The organism is Spirillospora albida (assembly GCF_000718255.1).
GTDB lineage: Bacteria > Actinomycetota > Actinomycetes > Streptosporangiales > Streptosporangiaceae > Spirillospora > Spirillospora albida.
Genome location: NZ_JOFJ01000003.1, coordinates 227,845 through 247,799 on the forward strand (window position 1 = coordinate 227,845; position 19,955 = coordinate 247,799).

Genomic DNA, 19,955 nt, shown 5'->3' on the forward strand with positions numbered 1-19,955 from the left:
GCGCTGTGTTGGGGATCACCATGGTGACCTGGGAATACCACGGGATCGGCGGTGTTTCGTATACCGTCCGGCCGGTACAGTAGAGGAGCCATGAAGAGAGACGCCCTCCTTGACGCCGCCGAGTCCCTGCTCTCCGAGCACGGGACGCAGGCGCTGACGCTCGCCGCGGTCGCCGACCGCGCCGGGGTCAGCAAGGGCGGGCTGCTGTACCACTTCCCGACCAAGGAAGCCCTGGTCAAGGCGCTGGTCGCGCGGGTCATCGCGGAGTTCGACGAGCTGATCGCGTCCTATGACGACGGAACGCCCGGCTCCTACACCCGCGCCTACGTCCTCGCCACCTTCGAGATCCTGGGCGGCGAGGCCCGGACGCACCGACGATGGTCGGCGATCACCGCCGCGGCGACGGATCCCGAGCAGGCCGAGCCGCTCGGCCGGGCGATGCGCCGCTGGCACGGCCGCGCCCCCGCCGACGATCCGGACCCGGGCACGGCGGCGGTGGTCCGCCTGGCCGCCGAGGGCCTGTGGGAAGTGGTCAGCCACGCGCCGGACCTCTACGGCGAGGCGCAGCTGGCCGCGCTGAAGGCGCGCCTGCTGGCCCTTCTCTGATCCACCGCACCGGCGAACTCCGGGACGAACCGTCCTGGAGCGTTCCATGACGTCTGCTCCCATCGAGCCGAGAAAGAGGTGAACCATGCTGTCGCGCGCCCGTACCGGGACGTTCCTGACCTTCGCGCTGGCCGGCCTGCTGACCGGAGCGTGGGTGGCCCGCATGCCCGCCCTGGCCGCCAAGTTCGGGACGAACGAGGGCGAGATCGGCATCGTCGTCCTCGTCTGGGGCCTCGGCGCGATCGCGGCCATGCAGGCGCTGCGCGGCGTCCTGGCCCGCGCGGGCAGCCGCACCACCCTGCGCCTCGCGCTGCCGCTGACCGCCGTGTCCTACGCGGGCGTCGCGCTCGCCCCGTCCTACGGCCTGCTGCTCGTCGCCGTCGCCGTGTTCGGCATGGCGTTCGGCATCACCGACATCGCGATGAACGCGCAGGGCAGCGTCGTGGAGCGGGCCTACCGGCGGCCGATCATGTCCGCCATGCACGCCGGCTGGTGCGTCGGCGCGATGAGCGGCGGCCTGTTCGGCGTCGCCACCGCCGCCGCCGGGCTCGGCTTCACCCCGACCGTGCTCGCGGCGTCCCTGCTCAGCCTGCCGTTCGCGCTCGCGCTCGGCCGCACCTACCTGGCCGACCCCGCCCCCGCCGGCTCGGCGACCGGGCGCGGGGCCCGCCGCATGCCGCCCGCCGTCTACCTCATCGGCGCGCTCGCGTTCATCGCGTTCATGGCCGAGGGGTCCATCGCCGACTGGAGCGGGCTGCTCCTGCACGACGAGCTCGGTACCTCCCAGGCCGTCGCGGCGCTCGGCTACCCGGTCTTCGAGCTGGCCATGCTGATCGGCCGGCTGCGCGGCGACCGGCTCCGCACCCGGCTCGGCACCCGCCGCCTCCTCGTCGGCGCGGGCCTCGGCACCGCGCTCGGCATGACGGTCGTCGTCCTCGCCCCGGCCACCCCGGTCGCCATCGCCGGGTTCTTCGTCACCGGCCTCGTCGTCTGCACGATCGTCCCCACCACGATCTCCCTCGCGGGCACCGCCGACCCCGAGCGCCCCGCCGCGGCCGTCGCCCAGGTCGGCGCGATGGGCTACGGCGGCCTCCTCCTCGGCCCGGTCGTCGTCGGCTTCCTCGCGGACGCGACGTCCCTGCGCGTCGGCGTCGGCGTCGTCGTGCTCCTCGCCCTCCTCATCGCCGTCGGCGCCCGGTACGTCCCGATCCCCGCGGCCTTCGAGGAGGTCACCCCGGCGACCCCCGCGGACCCCCGCCCGGAACCCGTCGCCGCCTGACCGCGCTGCCCATCCTGCCCGGAGCGGAGCAACGCCCCACGAACGCGGCCGATCCTGTATAACGCGGGCATGTCGGTGTGGCGGGTCGGTGGGTACAGCGAGATGCGAGTGCTCGGGGAGGGCGCCCAGGGACGCGTCGTGCTCGTCCGGCACGACGCGACGGGGCTCCCCGCCGCGATCAAGTACCTGGGCGCCGCGTTCGTCCGGGACGCGGGGTTCCGGGAGAGGTTCCGCGGCGAGGCCGAGCTGCTGCGGCGGCTGCGGAACCCCTACGTGGCGCGGCTGTACGGGTTCGTCGAGGAGGAGGCGGGCGCGGCGATCGTCATGGAGGCGGTGGACGGGGCGCCGCTGAAGACGGTCCTGTCCGAGCGGGGGCCGCTGGAGCCGGAGGCGGCCCTGGCCGTCCTGAAGGGGTCGCTGCTCGGCCTGGCGGCGGCGCACGATCTCGGGATCGTCCACCGCGACTACAAGCCCGCCAACGTGATCGTGCGGGCGGACGGGCTGAGCAAGCTCATCGACTTCGGCGTCGCCGTGGAGGCGGGCGAGGCGGGCGCCTCCGGGACGCCGGTCTACATGGCGCCCGAGCAGTGGCGCGCCGAGCCCGCCTCGCCCGCGACGGACGTCTACGCGGCGACATGTGTGTTCCACGAGTGCGTGACGGGCCGGCGCCCCTTCGCCGCCGACGACCTGGACGCCCTGCGGGAACGGCATCTGACCGGGCCCATCCCGGTCGAGGACGTCCCGGAGGCGCTGCGCGGGCTCGTAGAGCGCGGCATGGCCAAGGACCCCTGGGAGCGGCCGCTCGGCGCCGCCGCGTTCGTCGCCGATCTGGAGGAGGCGGCGGCGCGGGCGTACGGCGGCGACTGGGAGGGACGCGGCCTGCGGACGCTCGCCGGCGCGGCGGCCGCGCTGTCGACGCTGTTCCCGCTGGCCGCGCTCGGCATCGGATCGGGCGGCGCCGGAGCGGGGGCCGGCGCCGGAGCGGGGGCCGCCGGCGGCGCGGCGAGCGCGACCGCCGGGAAGGGCGTCGTCGGGGCGCTCGGCGCCAAGGGGGCGGCGGCGATCGCGGGCGGCGCCACCGCCGTCGCCGTCGGCGGGGGCGCCGCCGTGTACGTCGCCGTCCAGGACGAGGCGCCGAAGCCGCCGCCGCCCATCGCGGTCGAACTGGTCGCGCTGAACGAGCCGCAGCTGCGCCTCGGGTCGGGCGGGACATGGCGGGCGCAGGGACGGGTCGTCCGGGTGAGGGGCATCGGGAACGCCGCGCTCGCGCAGCGCGTCGACCGGGCGCTGCGGGCGCCGATCGACCGGCGGTTCGCCCGCGACCGGGAGATGCTGGCGCGGTTCCCGGGGACGTTCACCGAGATCATCCGGCCGTCGGTCGTGCTGCGGAACGACCGGCTGGTGTCGGTCTGGTACGACACCGACGTCCAGGGGCAGCTCGGGGCGGGATGGAACACCCCCAGCGCGGTGACGGTCGATCTGAAGACCGGGACCGGGTACGAGGCGGCCGGCCTCTTCCGGCCGGGGGCGCGCCTGGCGCCTCTCCACTCCACGGTGGCGCGGCACCTGCCCGGCGGCGGCTACTGCCAGGGCGACCCGACGCCCGTGCCGCGGCGCCTCGTCCCCCTGCCGCCGCCCGACGAGATCGCGATGGCCCTCACGCCGCAGGGGCTGCGGGTGGGGTTCCACGGCGCGTCGCTGGGCTACGCGTCCGCGTGCGGGCTCCAGCTCGCGCGCGTGCCGTACGCGGAGGTCGCGGCGCTGCTGAAGCCGCCGCTGCTGGCGGCCGTCCCGTTCCCGTCGCCGGCGCGGTCGTGACGGCCGGACGCCCCGGCCGGTGGGAACCGGCCGGGGCGTCCGCAAGGCGATCGTCAGGCGCTCACTTGCGCTTGTTGATCTCCTCGGTGAGCTGCGGAGCGATCTGGAAGAGGTCGCCCACGACGCCGTAGTCGACGAGCTCGAAGATCGGCGCCTCCGGGTCCTTGTTGATGGCGACGATGGTCTTCGAGGTCTGCATGCCCGCCCGGTGCTGGATGGCGCCGGAGATGCCGACCGCGACGTACAGCTGCGGCGACACGGTCTTGCCGGTCTGGCCGACCTGGAACGTGTGCGGGTACCAGCCGGCGTCGGTCGCGGCGCGGGAGGCGCCGACGGCACCGCCGAGCGAGTCCGCGAGGTCCTCGATCAGCTTGAAGTTCTCCGCGCCGCCGACACCGCGGCCACCGGAGACGACGATCGCGGCCTCGGTCAGGTCGGGGCGCTCGCCCTTCTCCTGGACGACCTTCTCCACGACCTTGGCGCCCTTGTCGGCGTCCGACAGCGTGACCGACACCTGCTCCTCGGCCGGGGTGGCCGCGGCCGCCTCGGGGGCGATGGAGTTCGGCCGGACGGCGATGATCGGCGTGCCGGTCTTCACCTTGGCGTGCGCGATGACGCCGCCACCGAAGATCGAGTGCTCGGCGACGAAGCCCTCGGTGACGTCCACGACGTCGGTGAGGACGCCGGAGCCGGTCTTGACCGCGAGGCGGCCCGCGATCTCCTTGCCCTCGGCGGTCGCGGAGACGAGCACCGCGGCCGGGGCCCTGTCGGCGACGAGCTGGGCGAGCAGCGTGGCCTTCGGGGCGACGACGTAGGAGGTCAGCTCCTCGTCGGCGGCCACGTAGACCTTGCCGGCGCCGTACTCGCCGAGCTTGTCCTTGGCGCCCTCGTAGCCCGCGCCGACCCACACGGCGGCGGCCTCGCCGAGCCGGTTGGCCAGCGTCAGCAGCTCGAGGGTGACCTTTTTGACCTCGCCGTCGACGTGGTCGACGAGGACGAGAATCTCAGCCATTGTTGTTAAGTCCCCTTCCCCGGTCAGACGAACTTCTTCGACGCGAGGAACTCGGCGATCTTCGCGCCGCCGTCGCCCTCGTCGGTGACGATCTGACCCTGCGCGCGCGCCGGGGCGTCGGCGAAGTCGACCACCTCGGTGGCCGCGTTCGCCAGGCCGACCTGCGCGGCGTCGATGCCGGCGTCGCCGAGACCGAGCGTCTCGACCGGCTTCTTCTTGGCCGCCATGATGCCCTTGAAGGACGGGTAGCGCGGCTCGTTGATCTTCTCGACCACGCTGACCACGGCGGGCAGGGTCGCCTCGACCCTGTCGTAGCCGTAGTCGGTGACGCGCTGCGCCTTGATGGCGGAGCCGTCGATCTCGACCTTGTTGGCGAGCGTGATCTGCGGGACGCCCAGCCGCTCGGAGAGCATCGCGGCGAGGACACCGGTGCGGGCGTCGGTGGACTCCGACCCCAGGATCACGATGTCGAAGCCGGTGCGCCCGAGCGCCTGCTGGATCGCGTAGGAGGTCTGCAGCGCGTCGGAGCCGGCGAGGCCGTCGTCGACGAGGTGCACCGCCTTGTCGGCGCCCATCGCGAGCGCCTTGCGGATGGAGTCGGTCGCCTTGGCGGGGCCCATGGTGAGGACGGTCACCTCACCGCCGTGGGCCTCCTTGATCTTCAGCGCCTCTTCGATCGCGTATTCGTCGAGCTCGTTGATGACGCCGTCCGCGGCGGCGCGGTCGAGCGTGCTGTCATCGGACTTCAGCTTGCGCGGGCTCTCCGTATCGGGAACCTGCTTCACCAGGACGACGATGTTCATGGCCGGTGGCCGACCTCCCTGCATTCGGTTGGCCGCTTAACGGGTAAGCGGGCAGAGGGCGCCGCCCTGACGGGTCGACGCGGCATGCGTTCTCGTGGGTCACAGCCTGCCAAACACCCGAATGCGCTTCGGAGCCGGGTCCCCGGTTCGGCCGTGCGAGACAAATGTTACCCATCGGTAGCTCACTGGCAACTCCCAGCTCGTGAGACCTTACCCACCCATCGGCGATCATTTCGGCACGGTCCCGGCACGCAGGACGCCGTGACGCAGATCACGCCTCAGAGCCGGGTGAAGGCCGCCTGGAGCCGGTCGACGGAGTTCTCCAGCGTGCTCTGCAGGCCGTACATGGGGGCGAAGCTCGGCGTCAGCGACATCGCCCCGACGACCGCGAGCAGCGCCAGCACGCCGAGGACCGCCACCGCCGCCGCGATGCGGCGCGGCACCCGCGCGACGGCCAGGAACGCCGCCTCCAGCCGGCGCCGGGGACCGCGCACGCCCGGCGCGGCCCACAGCACGGCCGCCCCGGCGCCCGCGCCGAAGGCGCACGCCATCAGCGAGTCGATCTCGCCGCCGACCGCCGACACCGCAGCGAGCACCGCCGGCACCGCGACCGTGACCGCCGCCGCGTACGGGACGGTCACCAGCGTGCGGCCGAGCGCGCCCGGCCAGCCGCGCGGCCCCGGCGCCGCCGCCAGCCGCAGGCCGGCGACCGCCGCGAGCGACAGGACCAGGCCCGTGACCGGCATCATCACCGTGACACCGACCGCGACCACCACGACGAGCGCGGCCAGCAGCCGCGCCCACCCCTGGGCGACCGCGAGCTCGTGCGCCGCCGCGAAGTCTGGCATCCCCGTGCTCGCCGGAGGCGCCGGCGCGGGCTCTGGCCGGGGCGGCGGCGCCGGACGGGCCGTCCTCGCCGCCGGACGGGCGGCGGGGGCGGCGGGCAGCTCCAGCCGGGCGGCGGCCTCGGCCAGCTCGGCGGCGGACGGGCGGGCGGCCGGGTCCGGGTGCAGCGCCGCGGCCACGAGCGGGCGCAGGCCGTCCGGCAGCGATCCGTCCGCGAGCGCGTCCGCGGCGGGCACGCCGAGGCGCCCCGTCGCGGCGAACGTCACGGTGGCGGCCCAGCCGGGGATGTCGTCCAGGGGATCGGCGTCCGGCACCAGACCGAAGTCGACGACGACCGGCGCGCCGTCCACGACGAGGACGCTGTCCGGCACGAGCGCGCCGTGCGCGAGGCCGGCGCGGTGGATCGCCACGAGGGCCTTCGCCAGGCCCAGCGCCATGCGGCGCAGCTCGTCGCCGCCCATCGGTCCGCCCTCGGCGACGGCCTCGGGCAGCGGGCGCCCCGGCACGAACCGCGACACGACATGGCCGGGACCGCCGTCGAGGACGTCCACGGCGTACGGGCTGAGCACCGCGCGCATCCGGTCGACGTCGGGGCGGACGCCGGCCGGCAGCAGCCGGATCGCGACGTCGCGGCCGTCGGGGCCCGCGGCGCGGTGCACGTCGCCGCCGCCCAGCCGGGACAGCAGCCGGTACGGCCCGATGTGCTCCTGGTGGCTCGTCTCACCGCTCATATGGCCGTCACCCTACCGACAGCGGAGCGCCTCCCGGGATGCGTCAGAGGAACGGCAGCCAGTCCAGGAGGTCGCGGGCGTCCGCCCTCAGCTCCTCCAGGCTCTGGCCCATGCCGTCCAGCGGCGCCGTGTCCGGGGGCTGCCGCTGCGACAGCGCGATCAGCACCGTCGCGAACACCCCCACGATCAGCACCCCGGCGGCCGCCGCCTCCGTGCGCGGCAGCAGCGCCCCCCACACGCGCGCCAGCTGGCGGCGGGGCGCGCCGCTGCCGGGCGCCAGGCACAGCAGCCCGATCACGGCCATCGAGGAGTACGCGATCGCGTGCGACGCCGTCATGTCCGGCATCGCGAAGATCAGCACGATCAGCAGGACGAGCCCGGCGAGCAGGCTGAGCGCTCCGAGCAGGACCGTCGTCATGACGGCGCCCGGCAGGTGCAGGGGCGTGCGGAACGCCGCCGCGACCGCGTCGCCCGAGCGCGGGCCGCGCCGGGTGCGCCGGTCCTCCATGCCGCGGGCGGCCTTGTCGGACATCCGCAGGAAGAGGACGCCCACGAGCGTCGTGACCAGCGCGTAGATCGGCATGAACGCGGCGTAGCCGAGCAGCGCGGCCAGGACCAGGAGGCTGATCACCCGGTACAGGCCGTAGGGCTTGCGGCGTTCCGGCGCGGGGCCCGGCGGGCGCTCGGGGGGATGCCGCCTCGGATCCGGTTCCGGGTGCCGCCGCTGCGGCGGCCGGTGCGCCTGCTGCGGCGGCGCGTAGGGCGGCTGCCCGCCGTAGCCGTACGCGCCCGACTCGTACGGCGCGGGTTCGTACGGCGCGGGTTCGTAGGGCGCGGGTTCGTAGGGCACGGGGGCGGGCGGCGGCGCTGCCGGGGGCAGCTGGCCGACGAAGTCCTTGGGCTGCGCCGGGACGGGCGCGGGCACCGGCGCCGGGGTGGGGACGGGCGGCGGCGTCGGGGTGGGGGCGGGCGGCGGCGCGTCCGGCGCGGGCATGGTGAACACGCGGGAGTGGTCGGCCGCGGGCGGCGCGGGGGCGGGCTGGTCGACGGACGTGCTCTCCGCCGGCCGGTAGTGCTGGTCGATCCGGGTCTGGTCGGTGATCGTCGCCTCGACGTGGATGCGCCGCGTGAGCTGGACGAGCCCGACCGCGGTCGGGCGCTCGGCCGGATGCCGCGCCATCGCCGAGCGGAGGACGGGCAGCATCGCGTCGGGCACGCCGTCCAGGTCGGGCGTCCCTTGAATGATCTTGTAGAAGATGGACTCGAAGGTGCCGGATCCGAACGGCGGACGGCCGGTCGCGGCGTACGCGACGGTCCCCGCCCAGGCGTGCACGTCGGACGGCGGCCCCGCCTCCTCCCCCTCGATGATCTCGGGGGCGAGGTAGCCGGGCGTCCCGATCACCATGCCGGTCGCGGTCAGCCGGGTCGCGTCGGCCGCCTGCGCGATGCCGAAGTCGATGACGACGGGCTCCCCGTCCACGAGCATGACGTTGCCGGGCTTCATGTCCCGGTGCACGATCCCGGCGCCGTGGATCGCCGACAGCGCCGACGCCAGCCCGACCGCGAGCCGCTGCAGGCCCTGCCCGTAGACCGGGCCGGCCTCCTCGACGATCTCTTCGAGCGTCCGGCCGGGGACGTACTGCGTGACGATGTAGGGCTGGTCGGCGGTCACGTCCGCGTCGAGGATCTCGGCGACGTGCGGGCTGTGCACCCGCCGCATGGAGTCGACCTCGCGGGCCAGCCGGCGGCGCGCCGTGGCGTCCCCCGCCACCGCGGGCCGCAGCACCTTGATGGCCACGTTGCGCCCCTGCGGGTCGGCGCCGAGGTGGACGACGCCCATGCCCCCTTCCCCCAGGGTTCGGAGCACCCGATAGTGGCCGATACGGTCCCCGGACAGGACAACCCCCTCCATCGTTTCCGAAACCCTACCCCGGTCGCCTCAGGCCGCCACCCCGCGACCACGCAGCCGGTCCGGTCCGTCACCGTGCGGCGCGGGGCCGGCCAGCGCCCCGGCGAGCCAGCGGGCCCGGGGGCGGTCGGCCGGGTCGCGGCGCTGCGCCGCCCGCACCAGGCCCGCCACCGGTTCCGGGACCCCGTCCAGGTCGGCCTCGCCGCGCAGGATGCGGAAGCACACTCCGTGCAGCGACCCCCGCCCGAACGGCGGCCGCCCCGTCGCGGCGTAGGCGACCGTCGACGCCCAGGAGAACACGTCGGACGCGACGGTGGCGACCTCTCCCTCGATCAGCTCCGGCGCGAGGTAGGCGGGCGTCCCCACGACCATGCCGCGCCGGGTGATCTGCGGGGCCCCCGCCGGATGGGCGATACCGAAGTCGATCAGCGTGGGCCGGTCGCCCTGCACGATCACGTTGCCCGGCGCGACGTCCCGGTGCAGGACGCCCGCGTCGTGGACGTCCGCGATCGCGATGGCCAGCCGCCGAGCGAACCGGACGAGCCGGTCACCGGTCAGCGGCCCGTACGCGGGGACGAGGTCGGCGAGCGGCGTCCCCGGCACGTACTCCAGCACCACGAACGGCCGCTCCGCCGTGACCAGGCCGTCCAGCAGCCGCGCCACGTACGCGCTGCGCACCCGGCCCTGGGCGGCCATCTCGCGCGCCATCCGGTTCAGGGCCTCGGGCTCGCCGACGAACTCCGGCAGCAGCGCCTTGACCGCGACCTCCCGCCCCTGGGCGTCCAGCGCGAGGTACACCGCGGACGTGCTGCCCCGGCCGATCTCCCCCAGCAGCCGGTGCCCCCCGAGCCGCCGTCGCATCCCCATACCGGATCAGACGCCGGAGAGACCCGGAGCGTTCCGGCGGAGGCGCTACCGGCGCGCGGCCCTGCGCGCCCGGCGCTCCTCGCGGCGGGTCTCGAACCTGGTCGCGGCGGCGTCCAGCTGCTCCATGAACTCGCCGAGCTCCTCGCGGGCCTTCTCGCCGTCGCCGCTGAGGTCGGTGCGGTCGAAGACGTTCCACTTGCGCAGGACGGGGACGAGCACGTCGTCGTGGTGCAGCCGCAGGTCGTAGATCCCGGCGTTCGCGATGACGACGGACTTGCGGAGGAAGCCGTCGATGCCGTGGCCCGGCATCTGGAAGTCCTTGACGACCTCGGTGATCGCCCGCATCGTCTCGTTCGGGGAGGCGTCCAGGGCCGCGCCGAGCAGGTTGCGGTAGAAGATCATGTGGAGGTTCTCGTCGGCGGCGATGCGCGTCATCATCTGCTCGCAGACGGGGTCGCCGGACGCCCTGCCGGTGTTGCGGTGCGAGACGCGCGTCGCCAGCTCCTGGAACGAGACGTACGCGGCGCCGTGCAGGAACGAGTCGCCGTGCGCGGCCTCGTAGCCCTCCTCCATGTGGCTCATCCGGGCGCGTTCCAGCGCGACGGGGTCGACGGCGCGGGTCACGGTGAGGTAGTCGCGCAGGACGATCCCGTGCCGGTTCTCCTCCGCCGTCCAGCGGTTCACCCAGGTGCCCCAGGCGCCGTCGCGGCCGAAGACGGTCGCGATCGCGCGGTGGTAGCCGGGCAGGTTGTCCTCGGTCAGCAGGTTGACGATCAGCGACTCGCGGGCCTCCGGGCTCAGCTTGGACTGCTCCAGCGACCACTCCTCGCCGCCGAGCGGGCCGTCGAAGTCGCGGCCCTCGCTCCACGGCACGTACTGGTGCGGGAACCACTCCTTGGCCATCTCGAGGTGCCGGTTCAGCTCCTTCTCCACCACCGGCTCCAGGTCGAGCATGAGGTGGATCTGTGCCTTGTCTACGGACGTCACTGACATGCGGTTCCTTCGCTGGACGAGGGGTGGAGCGGACCGGTTCGGGCGGGGCCGCGGCACCGGCCGGCCGCCTTAACCTACGGAAGCGTAGGTTCCGATGGTCGCGATCGCCCCCCACCCGCGTCAAGTCACCAGGGCGACAATCAGCCGCACTCGTCTTTTGTAGGCCCGGTGGAACCGGGCGCTCAGCGGCTTCCGGCCGCCTGGTGCCACATCCGGTTCACGGCGGCCCGGAGCAGCGGCCTCGGTACCAGCTTCAGCGCGGGCAGCACCGCCTTGTACTGGACGCCCGGCACCGCGAGCGCGCGGCCCGCCGCGACGGCGTCCAGCCCGGCCCTGGCCACGTCGTCGCGGCGCAGCCACAGCAGGTTCGGCGCCGCGTCGTCCTCCGTCCGGGTGAAGCCGGGGCACAGCGCCGTCACGTGAACGCCCTTGCCCGCCACCTCCGCGTGCAAACTCTCCGAGAACGAGATCACGTACGCCTTGGTCGCCCCGTAGGTCGCGCTGCCAGGCGACGGCGCGTACCCCGACATCGACGCGACGTTCAGCACCCCGCCCCGGCCGCGCCCCAGCATCCCGGGCAGCGCCGCGTGCGTCAGCCTGACCAGCGCGGACACGTTCAGCTCGATCTCGGCGAGCTGGTCGTCCAGGGGGATCTCCGCGAACGCTCCGAAGGCGCCGTACCCGGCGTTGTTCACGAGGAGCTCGACCGGCTCGGCGCGCAGCCGCCGCTCCACCTCCCCGCGCTGCCCCGGGTCGGTGAGGTCCGCGGCGAGCACCTCGACCGCCACCCGGTACCGCTCGACGAGCTCGCGGGCCAGCGCGTCCAGCCGGTCGGCCCGGCGGGCCACGATCACCAGATCGGTGCCGCGGCCCGCCAGGATCCGGGCGAAGCTCTCGCCGATGCCGCTGGACGCGCCGGTCACCAGCGCCGTTCGGTACGCCTGTCGCATGGCGGCAGATGCTAGCCGTGATCTTGCTCCGGCACCCGGGACCGCGCCGAAATAGTGCTATCTACCCGCGAACTTGGCCTTACCTGGACCTTCCTCAATAAAGCTCTTCATCCCGGACGCCTGGTCCTCCGTCGCGAACAGCGCCGAGAACTGGACGCGCTCGATCTCCAGACCCGAGTCCAGATCGACCTCCAGACCCGCGTCGATGGCCTGCTTCGCCGCCCGCAGCGCGATCGCCGGGCCGCCGGCGAGACCCGCCGCCCACTCCCTCGCCGCCGGGTAGACCTCGGCGTCCGGGACGACCCGGTCGGCCAGCCCCATCGCGAGGGCCTCGGCCGCGCCGACGTGCCGTCCGGAGAAGATCAGGTCCTTCGCCCTCGCCGGGCCGACCAGCCGCGCGAGCCGCTGCGTCCCGCCCGCGCCCGGGATGATGCCGAGCTGGATCTCCGGCTGCCCCACCTTCGCGCCCTCGCCCAGCACCCGGAAGTCGGCGGTGAGCGCCACCTCCAGGCCGCCGCCGAGCGCGTACCCGTTGATCGCCGCGATGACCGGCTTCGGTATCGCGGCGAGCGCCTTCGTGAAGTCCTGCAGGAGCCGGGAGGGGCCCGCCGACATCTGCGCGTACGACATGGACGCCATCTCCTTGATGTCCGCCCCGGCCGCGAACACCCGCTCCCCGCCGTACAGCACGACCGCGCCGACCGCGCCGTCCTCGGACACCTCGCGGGCCGCGTCCATCAGCTCCCGCTGCATCCGCGCGTTCAGGGCGTTCATCTTCGGCCGGTCCAGCCTGATCGTCGCGACCCCGTCCTCGACCTCGACCCGTACGAACTCTCCCACGGCGCACTCCCTCACGAACTCGGCGGCGGACGCCCCGAGCCTAACGAGCGGGCCTGCGCGTCCCGTCACAGGCCGCTGGTAGCTTCGGGGACCATGCTCGTCGCGCACGCCACCTGGCACGGAGGGGCTCTCTGCGTGTGGGCGGAGCGCACCGGCCCGGACGGCGGCGCACCCGGCGGCGGCCAGCCGTTCGCGACCCGCGACTTCACCGGCACGTCCTACGAGCCCCTCGTGCGGGGCGCCGCGCGGGTGGAGCTGACGATGACGCTCCCCACCCGCTCCGGCCGCCCGCTGCACTCCTCCGAACCCGTGCCGGACGGGGCGGAGCTGCGCCCCTGGCCGGTCCCGGCCCTCGTCCTCGACCCCTTCCCGGCGATGGCCCTGCTCCAGGCGGCCGAGGAGAGCGGCGACGTGGTCCCCGGCGCCGACCTGCGCTACCTGTGCGCCCTCGCCCGCGAGGCGGTGCACCTGACCGGCCGCGGCCAGGTCCTGCCGGCGCTGCTGCGCGAGGACGGCGACCTGGTCGCCCGCTGGCGTCCCGTCCTGGACGATCCGGTCCGGTTCCGCGACCTGGCGCGCTCGATGCCGGCCGCCTGCCGCGCCGCCGGCGGCGGCCGTCCCGCCGCCGAGGTCCTCCGCGACGTCCTGAACGGCCTGGTCGACACCGCCGTGCGCGGGGTCGTCCCGCACCCCCTGCTCCCGGCCCGGCGCGGCAAGGCCCCCGACCGCCTGCCCCTGGCGGAACGCTGGGTGGAGGCGCTGACCGGCCCGAACCCGGAGGTCCGCCGCGAACCCCGCGACGACGCCGACGACCTGATCGCCGAACTGGACGCCTGGGCCGCCGCGGCCCGCCGCCCGTCCGGCCCCCTCCGCGTCTGCTTCCGCCTGGCCGAGCCCGGCGCGGAGGGCTTCGAGGAGGAGCCCGGCGAGAAGGCGGACGCGGATGCCTGGCGGGTCGAGTTCGCGCTCCAGGGCACCGACGACCCGAGCCTCTACGTCCCCGCCGCGATGGTCTGGCAGGGCGAGGCGACCTCGGTCCCGGACGCGGAGGAGACCCTCCTCGCCGGTCTCGGCCGCGCGCTGCGCCTCTTCCCCGACATGGCCCCGGCCCTCGACGGCCCGGCCCCGTCCGAGCTGGTCCTCGACACCGGGGGCGCGTTCCGCTTCCTGCGCCGGGCCGCGCCGATGCTGGCCGCCGCCGGGTTCGGCGTCCTGCTGCCCCAGTGGGCGGGCAGGGCGAAGCTCGGCATGAAGCTGACGACGCGCGCCGACCCCGAGGCGTCGTCCGGAGCGGCCGCGTCCTCGGGCTTCGACCTGAAGGCGATGGTCGACTTCCGCTGGGATCTCGCCCTCGGCGAGGAGACCATCGACGAGGCCGAACTGGAGGAGCTGGCCCGCCTGAAGACCCCGCTCGTCCGCCTGCGAGGCCAGTGGGTGGAACTGGACGAGGAGCAGCTGGAGGCCGCCCTCGACTTCCTCCGCCACCCGCGCCGGGGCCGCATGACGGCCGGCCAGGCGATGCAGGCGGCCATCCACGCGGGCGACGAGACCCTCCCCCTCACGGCCGTCGACGCCGACGGCACCTTCGGCGACCTCCTGTCCGGCGAGGCCGACCGCCGCCTCACCCCCCTCGCGACGCCCGCCGGGGTCACCGTGAGCCTGCGGCCGTACCAGGAGCGGGGGCTTGCCTGGCTGGCGTTCATGCACGACCTGCAAATTGGGACATTGCTGGCAGACGACATGGGATTGGGTAAAACAGTCACCGTGCTCTCCCTGCTCGTCCACGAGCGGACGGGCGGCGACCGCCCCGCCCCCACGCTCGCGATCCTGCCGATGTCGCTGGTGGGGAACTGGCAGCGGGAGGCCGCGCGGTTCACGCCTAAGCTGCGGGTCTACGTCCATCACGGGACCGGGCGGCATCGGGACGAGGAGCTCGTGCGGGCCGTGGCGGGAGCCGATCTCGTGCTGACCACGTACGGGACGGCGGCGCGCGACGCCGAGATGCTCGCCGGCATCGCGTGGGGGCGGGTCGTCTGCGACGAGGCGCAGGCGCTCAAGAACAGCGGGACGCGGCAGGCTCAGGCGGTGCGGGGGATCCCCGCGCGGACGCGGATCGCGCTGACCGGGACGCCCGTCGAGAACCACCTCACCGAACTGTGGTCGATCATGGAGTTCACCAATCCGGGGATGCTGGGGCCGCGCGCGGCGTTCCGGGAGCGGTTCGCGATCCCGATCGAGAAGGACGGGGACGAGCGGGCGGCGGCGGCCCTGAAGCGGGCGACCCGGCCGTTCATGCTGCGCAGGCTCAAGACCGACAAGTCGATCATCTCGGATCTGCCGGAGAAGCAGGAGATCAAGGTCTACTGCAACCTCACGCGGGAGCAGGCGTCGCTGTACCAGGCGACCGTGGACGACATGCTCCGGCAGATCTCGGAGGCCGACGAGAAGCAGCGGCGCGGTCTCGTCCTGGCGACGATGGCCAAGCTGAAGCAGGTCTGCAACCATCCGGCGCATCTGCTGAAGGACGGGTCGCGGCTGCCGGGCCGGTCGGGCAAGCTGGAGCGGCTGGAGGAGATCTGCGCCGAGGTCGTCGGGCAGGGCGAGAAGGCGCTGGTGTTCACGCAGTACGCCGAGTTCGGGACGATGCTGCGGCCGTATCTCGCGGCGCGCCTGGAGCGTCCGGTGCTGTGGCTGCACGGAGGGACGTCCAAGCAGGCGCGGGACGAGCTCGTCCAGCGGTTCCAGGGCGATGACGAGCCGAGCGTCTTCCTGCTGTCGCTGAAGGCGGCCGGCACCGGGCTGACGCTGACGGCGGCGAACCATGTCGTGCACGTCGACCGGTGGTGGAACCCGGCGGTGGAGGACCAGGCGACCGACCGGGCGTTCCGGATCGGGCAGACGAAGAACGTGCAGGTCCGCAAGCTCATCTGCGTGGGGACGATGGAGGAGCGGGTGGACGAGATGATCGAGCGGAAGAAGGCCCTCGCCGAGTCGATCGTCGGCACCGGCGAGGACTGGCTGACCGAACTGTCGGTCGCCGAGCTGCGCGACGTCCTGCGGCTGTCACCCGAGGCGGTGAGCGACTGATGACCGACGGTATCCGGGCCCGCAACAAGCGGGGGTCGATCGGCGCCGAGTGGTGGTCGCGGCGGTTCATCGACCTGGTCGAGTCGTTCGCCGACACCGGGCGCCTCCAGCGGGGCCGCACGTATGCGCGCAAGGGCAACGTGGTCGACCTGCGGGTCGCGCCGCATGAGGTGACGGCGCGGGTGCGGGGGTCGGCGCCGGAGCCGTACGAGGTGGCGCTCGGGATCGAGGCGATCGACGAGGCCGGCTGGCGGCGCGTGGAGGCGGCGCTCGCGTCGCGGGCGGTGTTCCGGGCGCGGCTGCTCGCCGGGGAGATGCCGCCCGAGATCGAGTGGGTGTTCGCCGAGCTGGGCCTCGCCCTGTTCCCGTCGTCGGCGGCCGACCTGCACCTGATGTGCGACTGCCCCGACTGGGGTGACCCGTGCAAGCACACCGCGGCCGTCCTGTACCTGCTGGCGGAGGCGTTCGACGACGATCCGTTCCTGATCCTGGAGTGGAACGGCCGTTCGCGGGACGAGCTGCTGACGGCGCTGCGGCGGAGCGCCCCCGCCGAGGCCGAGCCGGAGATCGAGGACGAGCCGCTCACCGTGTCGGGGTTCTGGACGGCGCCGTCCCTGCCCGCCCGGCCGGCCGCCGCGCCGGTGCCGCCGGATTTCGTCCTGCAGGTGGTGGCGCCGCCGCCGGTCAAGGTCCGCCGCCGCGACCTGGCCGACGTCCTCGCACCCGCGTACGAGGCGCTCGCCGACTCCTGACTTCCCCGCGATCCTCGATCTTGCGATCCTGCGATGAGATGTAGTACATCTACTATCACTCGTACTGATGATGTGGTCAATGGAGGAACCGGATGGGTGCCGATGAGCGAGAAGGAGCACGTCCACAACCGGATCGCGGTCCTGCGGGCGGAGCGGGGGGTGTCGCGGCGGGAGCTCGCGGCGGCGTTGGGCGTCCACTACCAGACGGTCGGGTACCTGGAGCGGGGGGAGTACAGCCCGAGCCTGCACCTGGCGCTGCGGATCGCGGCGTTCTTCGAGGTGCCGGTCGAGGTCGTGTTCGCGCTGGAGCCGTTCCCGAGGCTGGGCGCATGAGCCGGCGGGCCGGGCTCCTGCAGGACCGCCCCGTCCCGTCGTGGGCGCGGACGCGCCGGCGCCGCCGCGCGGTGGTCGCCGCCGGCGGCGCGGCCGTCGCGATGCCGTGGGCCGCGACGGTCGTGTGCTGGCACCTCGCCCCGAGCGACACGGCCATGGTCGCGACGTTCGTCCTCCTCGGGGTCGCGACGGCGCTCGCGTTCCCGGTGATCTCACTGCTGAACGCGGCGACACGGGGGGCGACGTCGCTGCAGGAGCACGAGCTGGACGAGCGGCAGGTCGCCGAGCGGCTCCGCGCCCACACGGCCGCGCACCGCACGATGCTGGCGCTGCTCGCCGGGCTCGTCTTCGCGGTGCTGGCCGTGCCGGGCGACCGGGGCACGGAGGTCCCCATCGCGGCGATCACCGTCGGCGTGGTGGCGCTGTTCCTGACGCATCTGTCGCTGCCGCTGCTCGTCGCCGGGTGGCGGATGCAGGATCCGCCGCCCGACGACGAGGACGGCGTCTAGCGCAGGTTGCCGTTGGTCATGCCCGCCGGGGCGGGCGGCAGGGCGACGAGGCCCATCTCCGCGCGCCCCGCCAGCATCGGGTGGGACGGGACGACCCGGACGCTGTACCCGAACGCGCCGCTGCGGGCGAGCGGCACCTCGCCCGAGTAGCGGACGCGGCCGTCGTCAGCGGGGCCGTCGGGCTTCAGCTCCAGATACGTCGGGTCGATGATGGTGTCGGACTCGTCGACGCGGCCGTAGGCGACCTCGACGGCGATGTCGTCGGGCTCCAGGCCGCCGGGCGCGACGACGACCCGGACCGGCAGCCGGGTCCCGGCGTGCGGGCTCTCCTCGCCCATCGACTCGACGTGCTCGACGGCGACGCCGGACCAGGCCGCCGCGACCCGCTGCTTCCAGGCGGCGAGGGCGCGGGCGCCCGCGTGCTTGTCGGCGCTCATCCTGCGGGCCGCCTCGGCGGCGGGCGCGTAGTACCCCTCGACGTAGTCGCGGACCATGCGGGTGGCGAGCACCTTCGGGCCGAGCGTCGCGATCGTGTGCTTGACCATCTCCAGCCAGTGCCGGGGCAGGCCCGCCCCGTCGCGGTCGTAGAAGGTGACGGCGACGTGGTCCTCGATGAGCTCGTAGAGGGCGGCCGCCTCCAGGGCGTCGCGCCGCTCGGGGCCGGCGAGGCCGTCGGCGGACGGGATCGCCCAGCCGTTCTGGCCGTCGTACCACTCGTCCCACCAGCCGTCCCGGATCGACAGGTTCAGGCCGCCGTTGAGCGCGGCCTTCATCCCGGACGTGCCGCACGCCTCCAGGGGGCGCAGCGGGTTGTTCATCCACACGTCGCAGCCCTGGACGAGGAGCTGCCCGAGGTCCATGTCGTAGTCGGGCAGGAACACGATGCGGTGCCGGACGTCCTCGGACCCGGCGAACTTCACGATCTCCTGGATGAGGCGCTTGCCGCCCTCGTCGGCGGGGTGCGCCTTGCCCGCGATGACGATCTGGACGGGGCGCTCGGGGGCGAGCAGGATCGACCGCAGCCGGTCGCGGTCGGCCATCATCAGGGTGAGCCGCTTGTACGACGGGACGCGCCGCGCGAACCCGATCGTCAGGACGTCCGGGTCGAGGGCGTCGTCGATCCAGGAGATCTCGGCCTCGCTGGCGCCGCGCTGCCGCCACGACTCGCGGAGCCGGCGCCGGGCGTCCATGACGAGCCGTTCGCGCAGCACCCGGCGCAGCCGCCAGATCTCCTCCTCGGAGACGTTGCGCACGGCCTCCCAGCCACGGCCGCCCTCGATCAGGACGGGGACCTCCCGGGCGGCGAGCTCCAGGATCTCGCGGGCGACCCAGGTGGGGGCGTGCACCCCGTTGGTGATCGATCCGACGGGGACGTCGGCGGTGTCGAACCCGCCCCAGAGCCCGCCGAACATCTCGCGGCTGACGTGGCCGTGCAGCCGGCTGACGCCGTTGACGCGCTGCGCGAGCCGCATGCCCATGACGGCCATGTTGAAAACGGTCCGGTCGCCGCCGGGGTAGTCCTCGGTGCCGAGCGCGAGGACGCGGTCGACGGGGACGTACGGGTCGGTGTTCTGCCCGCCGAAGTACTTGGTGATGAGCCCCCGGGGGAACCGGTCGATGCCGGCGGGGACGGGGGTGTGGGTGGTGAACACGGTCCCGGCGCGGGTCGCCTCCAGGGCCTCGTCGAAGGTGAGGCCCTGCTCGGACACCAGCTCGCGGATCCTCTCCACGCCGAGGAACCCGGCGTGGCCCTCGTTGGTGTGGAAGACCTCGGGCGCGGCGTGGCCGGTGATGCGGCAGTAGGCGCGGATGGCGCGGACGCCGCCGATGCCGAGCAGCATCTCCTGCAGGAGCCGGTGGTCGCCGCCGCCGCCGTAGAGCCGGTCGGTGACGTCCCGCGCGGCGGGGTCGTTGACCTCGACGTCGGAGTCGAGGAGGAGCTGCGGGACGCGGCCGACGCGCGCGAGCCACACCTGGGCGGTGAGGTCGCGGCCGGCGGGCAGCCCGATCGTGACCCGGACGGGCGTCCCGTCGGCTTCGCGGAGCAGGGTGAGCGGCAGCCCGTTCGGGTCGAGCGAGGGGTAGCGCTCGAGCTGCCAGCCGTCCGGCGACAGCGACTGGGAGAAGTACCCGTGCCGGTAGAGGAGCCCGACGCCGATGAGCGGGACGCCGAGGTCGCTGGCGGTCTTGAGGTGGTCGCCCGCGAGGATGCCGAGGCCGCCCGAGTACTGCGGCAGCGCGGCGGTGATCCCGTACTCGGGCGAGAAGTAGGCGATGGCGGAGGGGCCGCCCTCCTGCGACTGGTACCAGCGGGGCGCCGTCAGGTAGTCGCGGAGGTCCTCCACGGTGTCCTGGAGGCGGCGCCGGAACCGGCGGTCGCCGGCGAGCCGTTCCAGCCGCTCCGGTGCGACCTCGCCGAGGAGGCGGACCGGGTCGTGCCGGACGGACCGCCACAGGTCCGGGTCGACGGCGCGGAACAGGTCGAGGGTCTCGTGATGCCACGACCAGCGCAGATTGAGGACGAGCTCTTCGAGTTGGACGAGCGGCTCGGGAAGGACAGTGCGTACCGTGAGTCGTCGGATTGCCTTCACGTGTGACCACGTTATGCGGTGACCGCGAG

At 74.0% G+C, this 19,955-nt stretch carries 16 protein-coding genes; 7 read left to right on the top strand and 9 right to left on the bottom strand.

Going from position 1 to position 19,955, the window contains the following annotated elements:
• The first annotated feature begins 90 nt into the window (after positions 1-90).
• From IE99_RS0105645 to IE99_RS32595, 3 genes are all read left to right on the top strand, one after another.
• A complete protein-coding gene (locus IE99_RS0105645) occupies positions 91-606 on the top strand; it encodes a TetR/AcrR family transcriptional regulator (RefSeq protein WP_030164614.1) in 516 nt (171 codons plus the stop codon).
• Positions 607-691: 85 nt separating this feature from the next.
• Complete coding sequence (locus IE99_RS0105650) at positions 692-1,885, top strand: MFS transporter (RefSeq protein WP_030164617.1); 1,194 nt, start codon at positions 692-694, stop codon at positions 1,883-1,885.
• 69 nt (positions 1,886-1,954) lie between these two features.
• A complete protein-coding gene (locus tag IE99_RS32595; RefSeq protein ID WP_084219306.1) occupies positions 1,955-3,703 on the top strand; it encodes a serine/threonine-protein kinase in 1,749 nt (582 codons plus the stop codon).
• 61 nt (positions 3,704-3,764) lie between these two features.
• On the opposite strand, the gene IE99_RS0105660 is transcribed toward IE99_RS32595, so the two are convergent.
• From IE99_RS0105660 to IE99_RS0105695, 8 genes are all read right to left on the bottom strand, one after another.
• Positions 3,765-4,715 (bottom strand): electron transfer flavoprotein subunit alpha/FixB family protein, encoded by a 951-nt coding sequence (locus tag IE99_RS0105660; protein WP_030164622.1) that lies wholly within the window; start codon positions 4,713-4,715, stop codon positions 3,765-3,767.
• A 23-nt stretch (positions 4,716-4,738) separates the two neighbouring features.
• Entirely contained in the window at positions 4,739-5,518 is a 780-nt protein-coding gene (locus IE99_RS0105665) for an electron transfer flavoprotein subunit beta/FixA family protein (protein WP_030164624.1), read from the bottom strand.
• Positions 5,519-5,796: 278 nt separating this feature from the next.
• Positions 5,797-7,095 carry a hypothetical protein gene (locus IE99_RS28875; RefSeq protein ID WP_037558763.1) on the bottom strand — a complete coding sequence of 433 codons (1,299 nt, stop codon included), beginning with the start codon at positions 7,093-7,095 and terminating at the stop codon, positions 5,797-5,799.
• 43 nt (positions 7,096-7,138) lie between these two features.
• Positions 7,139-9,007 (bottom strand): serine/threonine-protein kinase, encoded by a 1,869-nt coding sequence (locus IE99_RS30055; RefSeq protein ID WP_084219307.1) that lies wholly within the window; start codon positions 9,005-9,007, stop codon positions 7,139-7,141.
• A 27-nt stretch (positions 9,008-9,034) separates the two neighbouring features.
• A complete protein-coding gene (locus tag IE99_RS0105680; protein WP_169744397.1) occupies positions 9,035-9,865 on the bottom strand; it encodes a serine/threonine-protein kinase in 831 nt (276 codons plus the stop codon).
• 51 nt (positions 9,866-9,916) lie between these two features.
• Positions 9,917-10,864, bottom strand: coding sequence for an acyl-ACP desaturase (locus tag IE99_RS0105685; protein WP_030164633.1), 948 nt, complete (start codon positions 10,862-10,864; stop codon positions 9,917-9,919).
• Between the two features lie 182 nt (positions 10,865-11,046).
• Positions 11,047-11,814 (bottom strand): SDR family NAD(P)-dependent oxidoreductase, encoded by a 768-nt coding sequence (locus IE99_RS0105690; protein WP_030164636.1) that lies wholly within the window; start codon positions 11,812-11,814, stop codon positions 11,047-11,049.
• A 57-nt stretch (positions 11,815-11,871) separates the two neighbouring features.
• On the bottom strand, positions 11,872-12,654 hold the full coding sequence (locus IE99_RS0105695; RefSeq protein ID WP_030164638.1) for an enoyl-CoA hydratase/isomerase family protein: 783 nt from the start codon (positions 12,652-12,654) through the stop codon (positions 11,872-11,874).
• Between the two features lie 93 nt (positions 12,655-12,747).
• Here IE99_RS0105695 and IE99_RS0105700 point away from each other — a divergent pair, with 93 nt between their 5' ends.
• The 4 genes from IE99_RS0105700 to IE99_RS30060 all read left to right on the top strand — a co-directional run bounded on the left by IE99_RS0105700 (position 12,748) and on the right by IE99_RS30060 (position 17,335).
• A complete protein-coding gene (locus tag IE99_RS0105700) occupies positions 12,748-15,741 on the top strand; it encodes a DEAD/DEAH box helicase (protein ID WP_030164640.1) in 2,994 nt (997 codons plus the stop codon).
• Complete coding sequence (locus IE99_RS31705) at positions 15,741-16,493, top strand: SWIM zinc finger family protein (protein WP_037558765.1); 753 nt, start codon at positions 15,741-15,743, stop codon at positions 16,491-16,493. Before IE99_RS0105700 ends, IE99_RS31705 begins: the two co-directional genes overlap by 1 nt.
• Positions 16,494-16,595: 102 nt before the next feature.
• Positions 16,596-16,826 carry a helix-turn-helix transcriptional regulator gene (locus IE99_RS0105710; protein WP_030164642.1) on the top strand — a complete coding sequence of 77 codons (231 nt, stop codon included), beginning with the start codon at positions 16,596-16,598 and terminating at the stop codon, positions 16,824-16,826.
• On the top strand, positions 16,823-17,335 hold the full coding sequence (locus tag IE99_RS30060; RefSeq protein WP_051712078.1) for a hypothetical protein: 513 nt from the start codon (positions 16,823-16,825) through the stop codon (positions 17,333-17,335). Before IE99_RS0105710 ends, IE99_RS30060 begins: the two co-directional genes overlap by 4 nt.
• Here IE99_RS30060 and glgP read toward each other — a convergent pair.
• Positions 17,332-19,926, bottom strand: coding sequence for an alpha-glucan family phosphorylase (gene glgP / locus IE99_RS0105720; RefSeq protein ID WP_030164646.1), 2,595 nt, complete (start codon positions 19,924-19,926; stop codon positions 17,332-17,334). The two genes, IE99_RS30060 and glgP, sit on opposite strands and share 4 nt — an antisense overlap.
• Positions 19,927-19,955 lie beyond the last annotated feature (29 nt).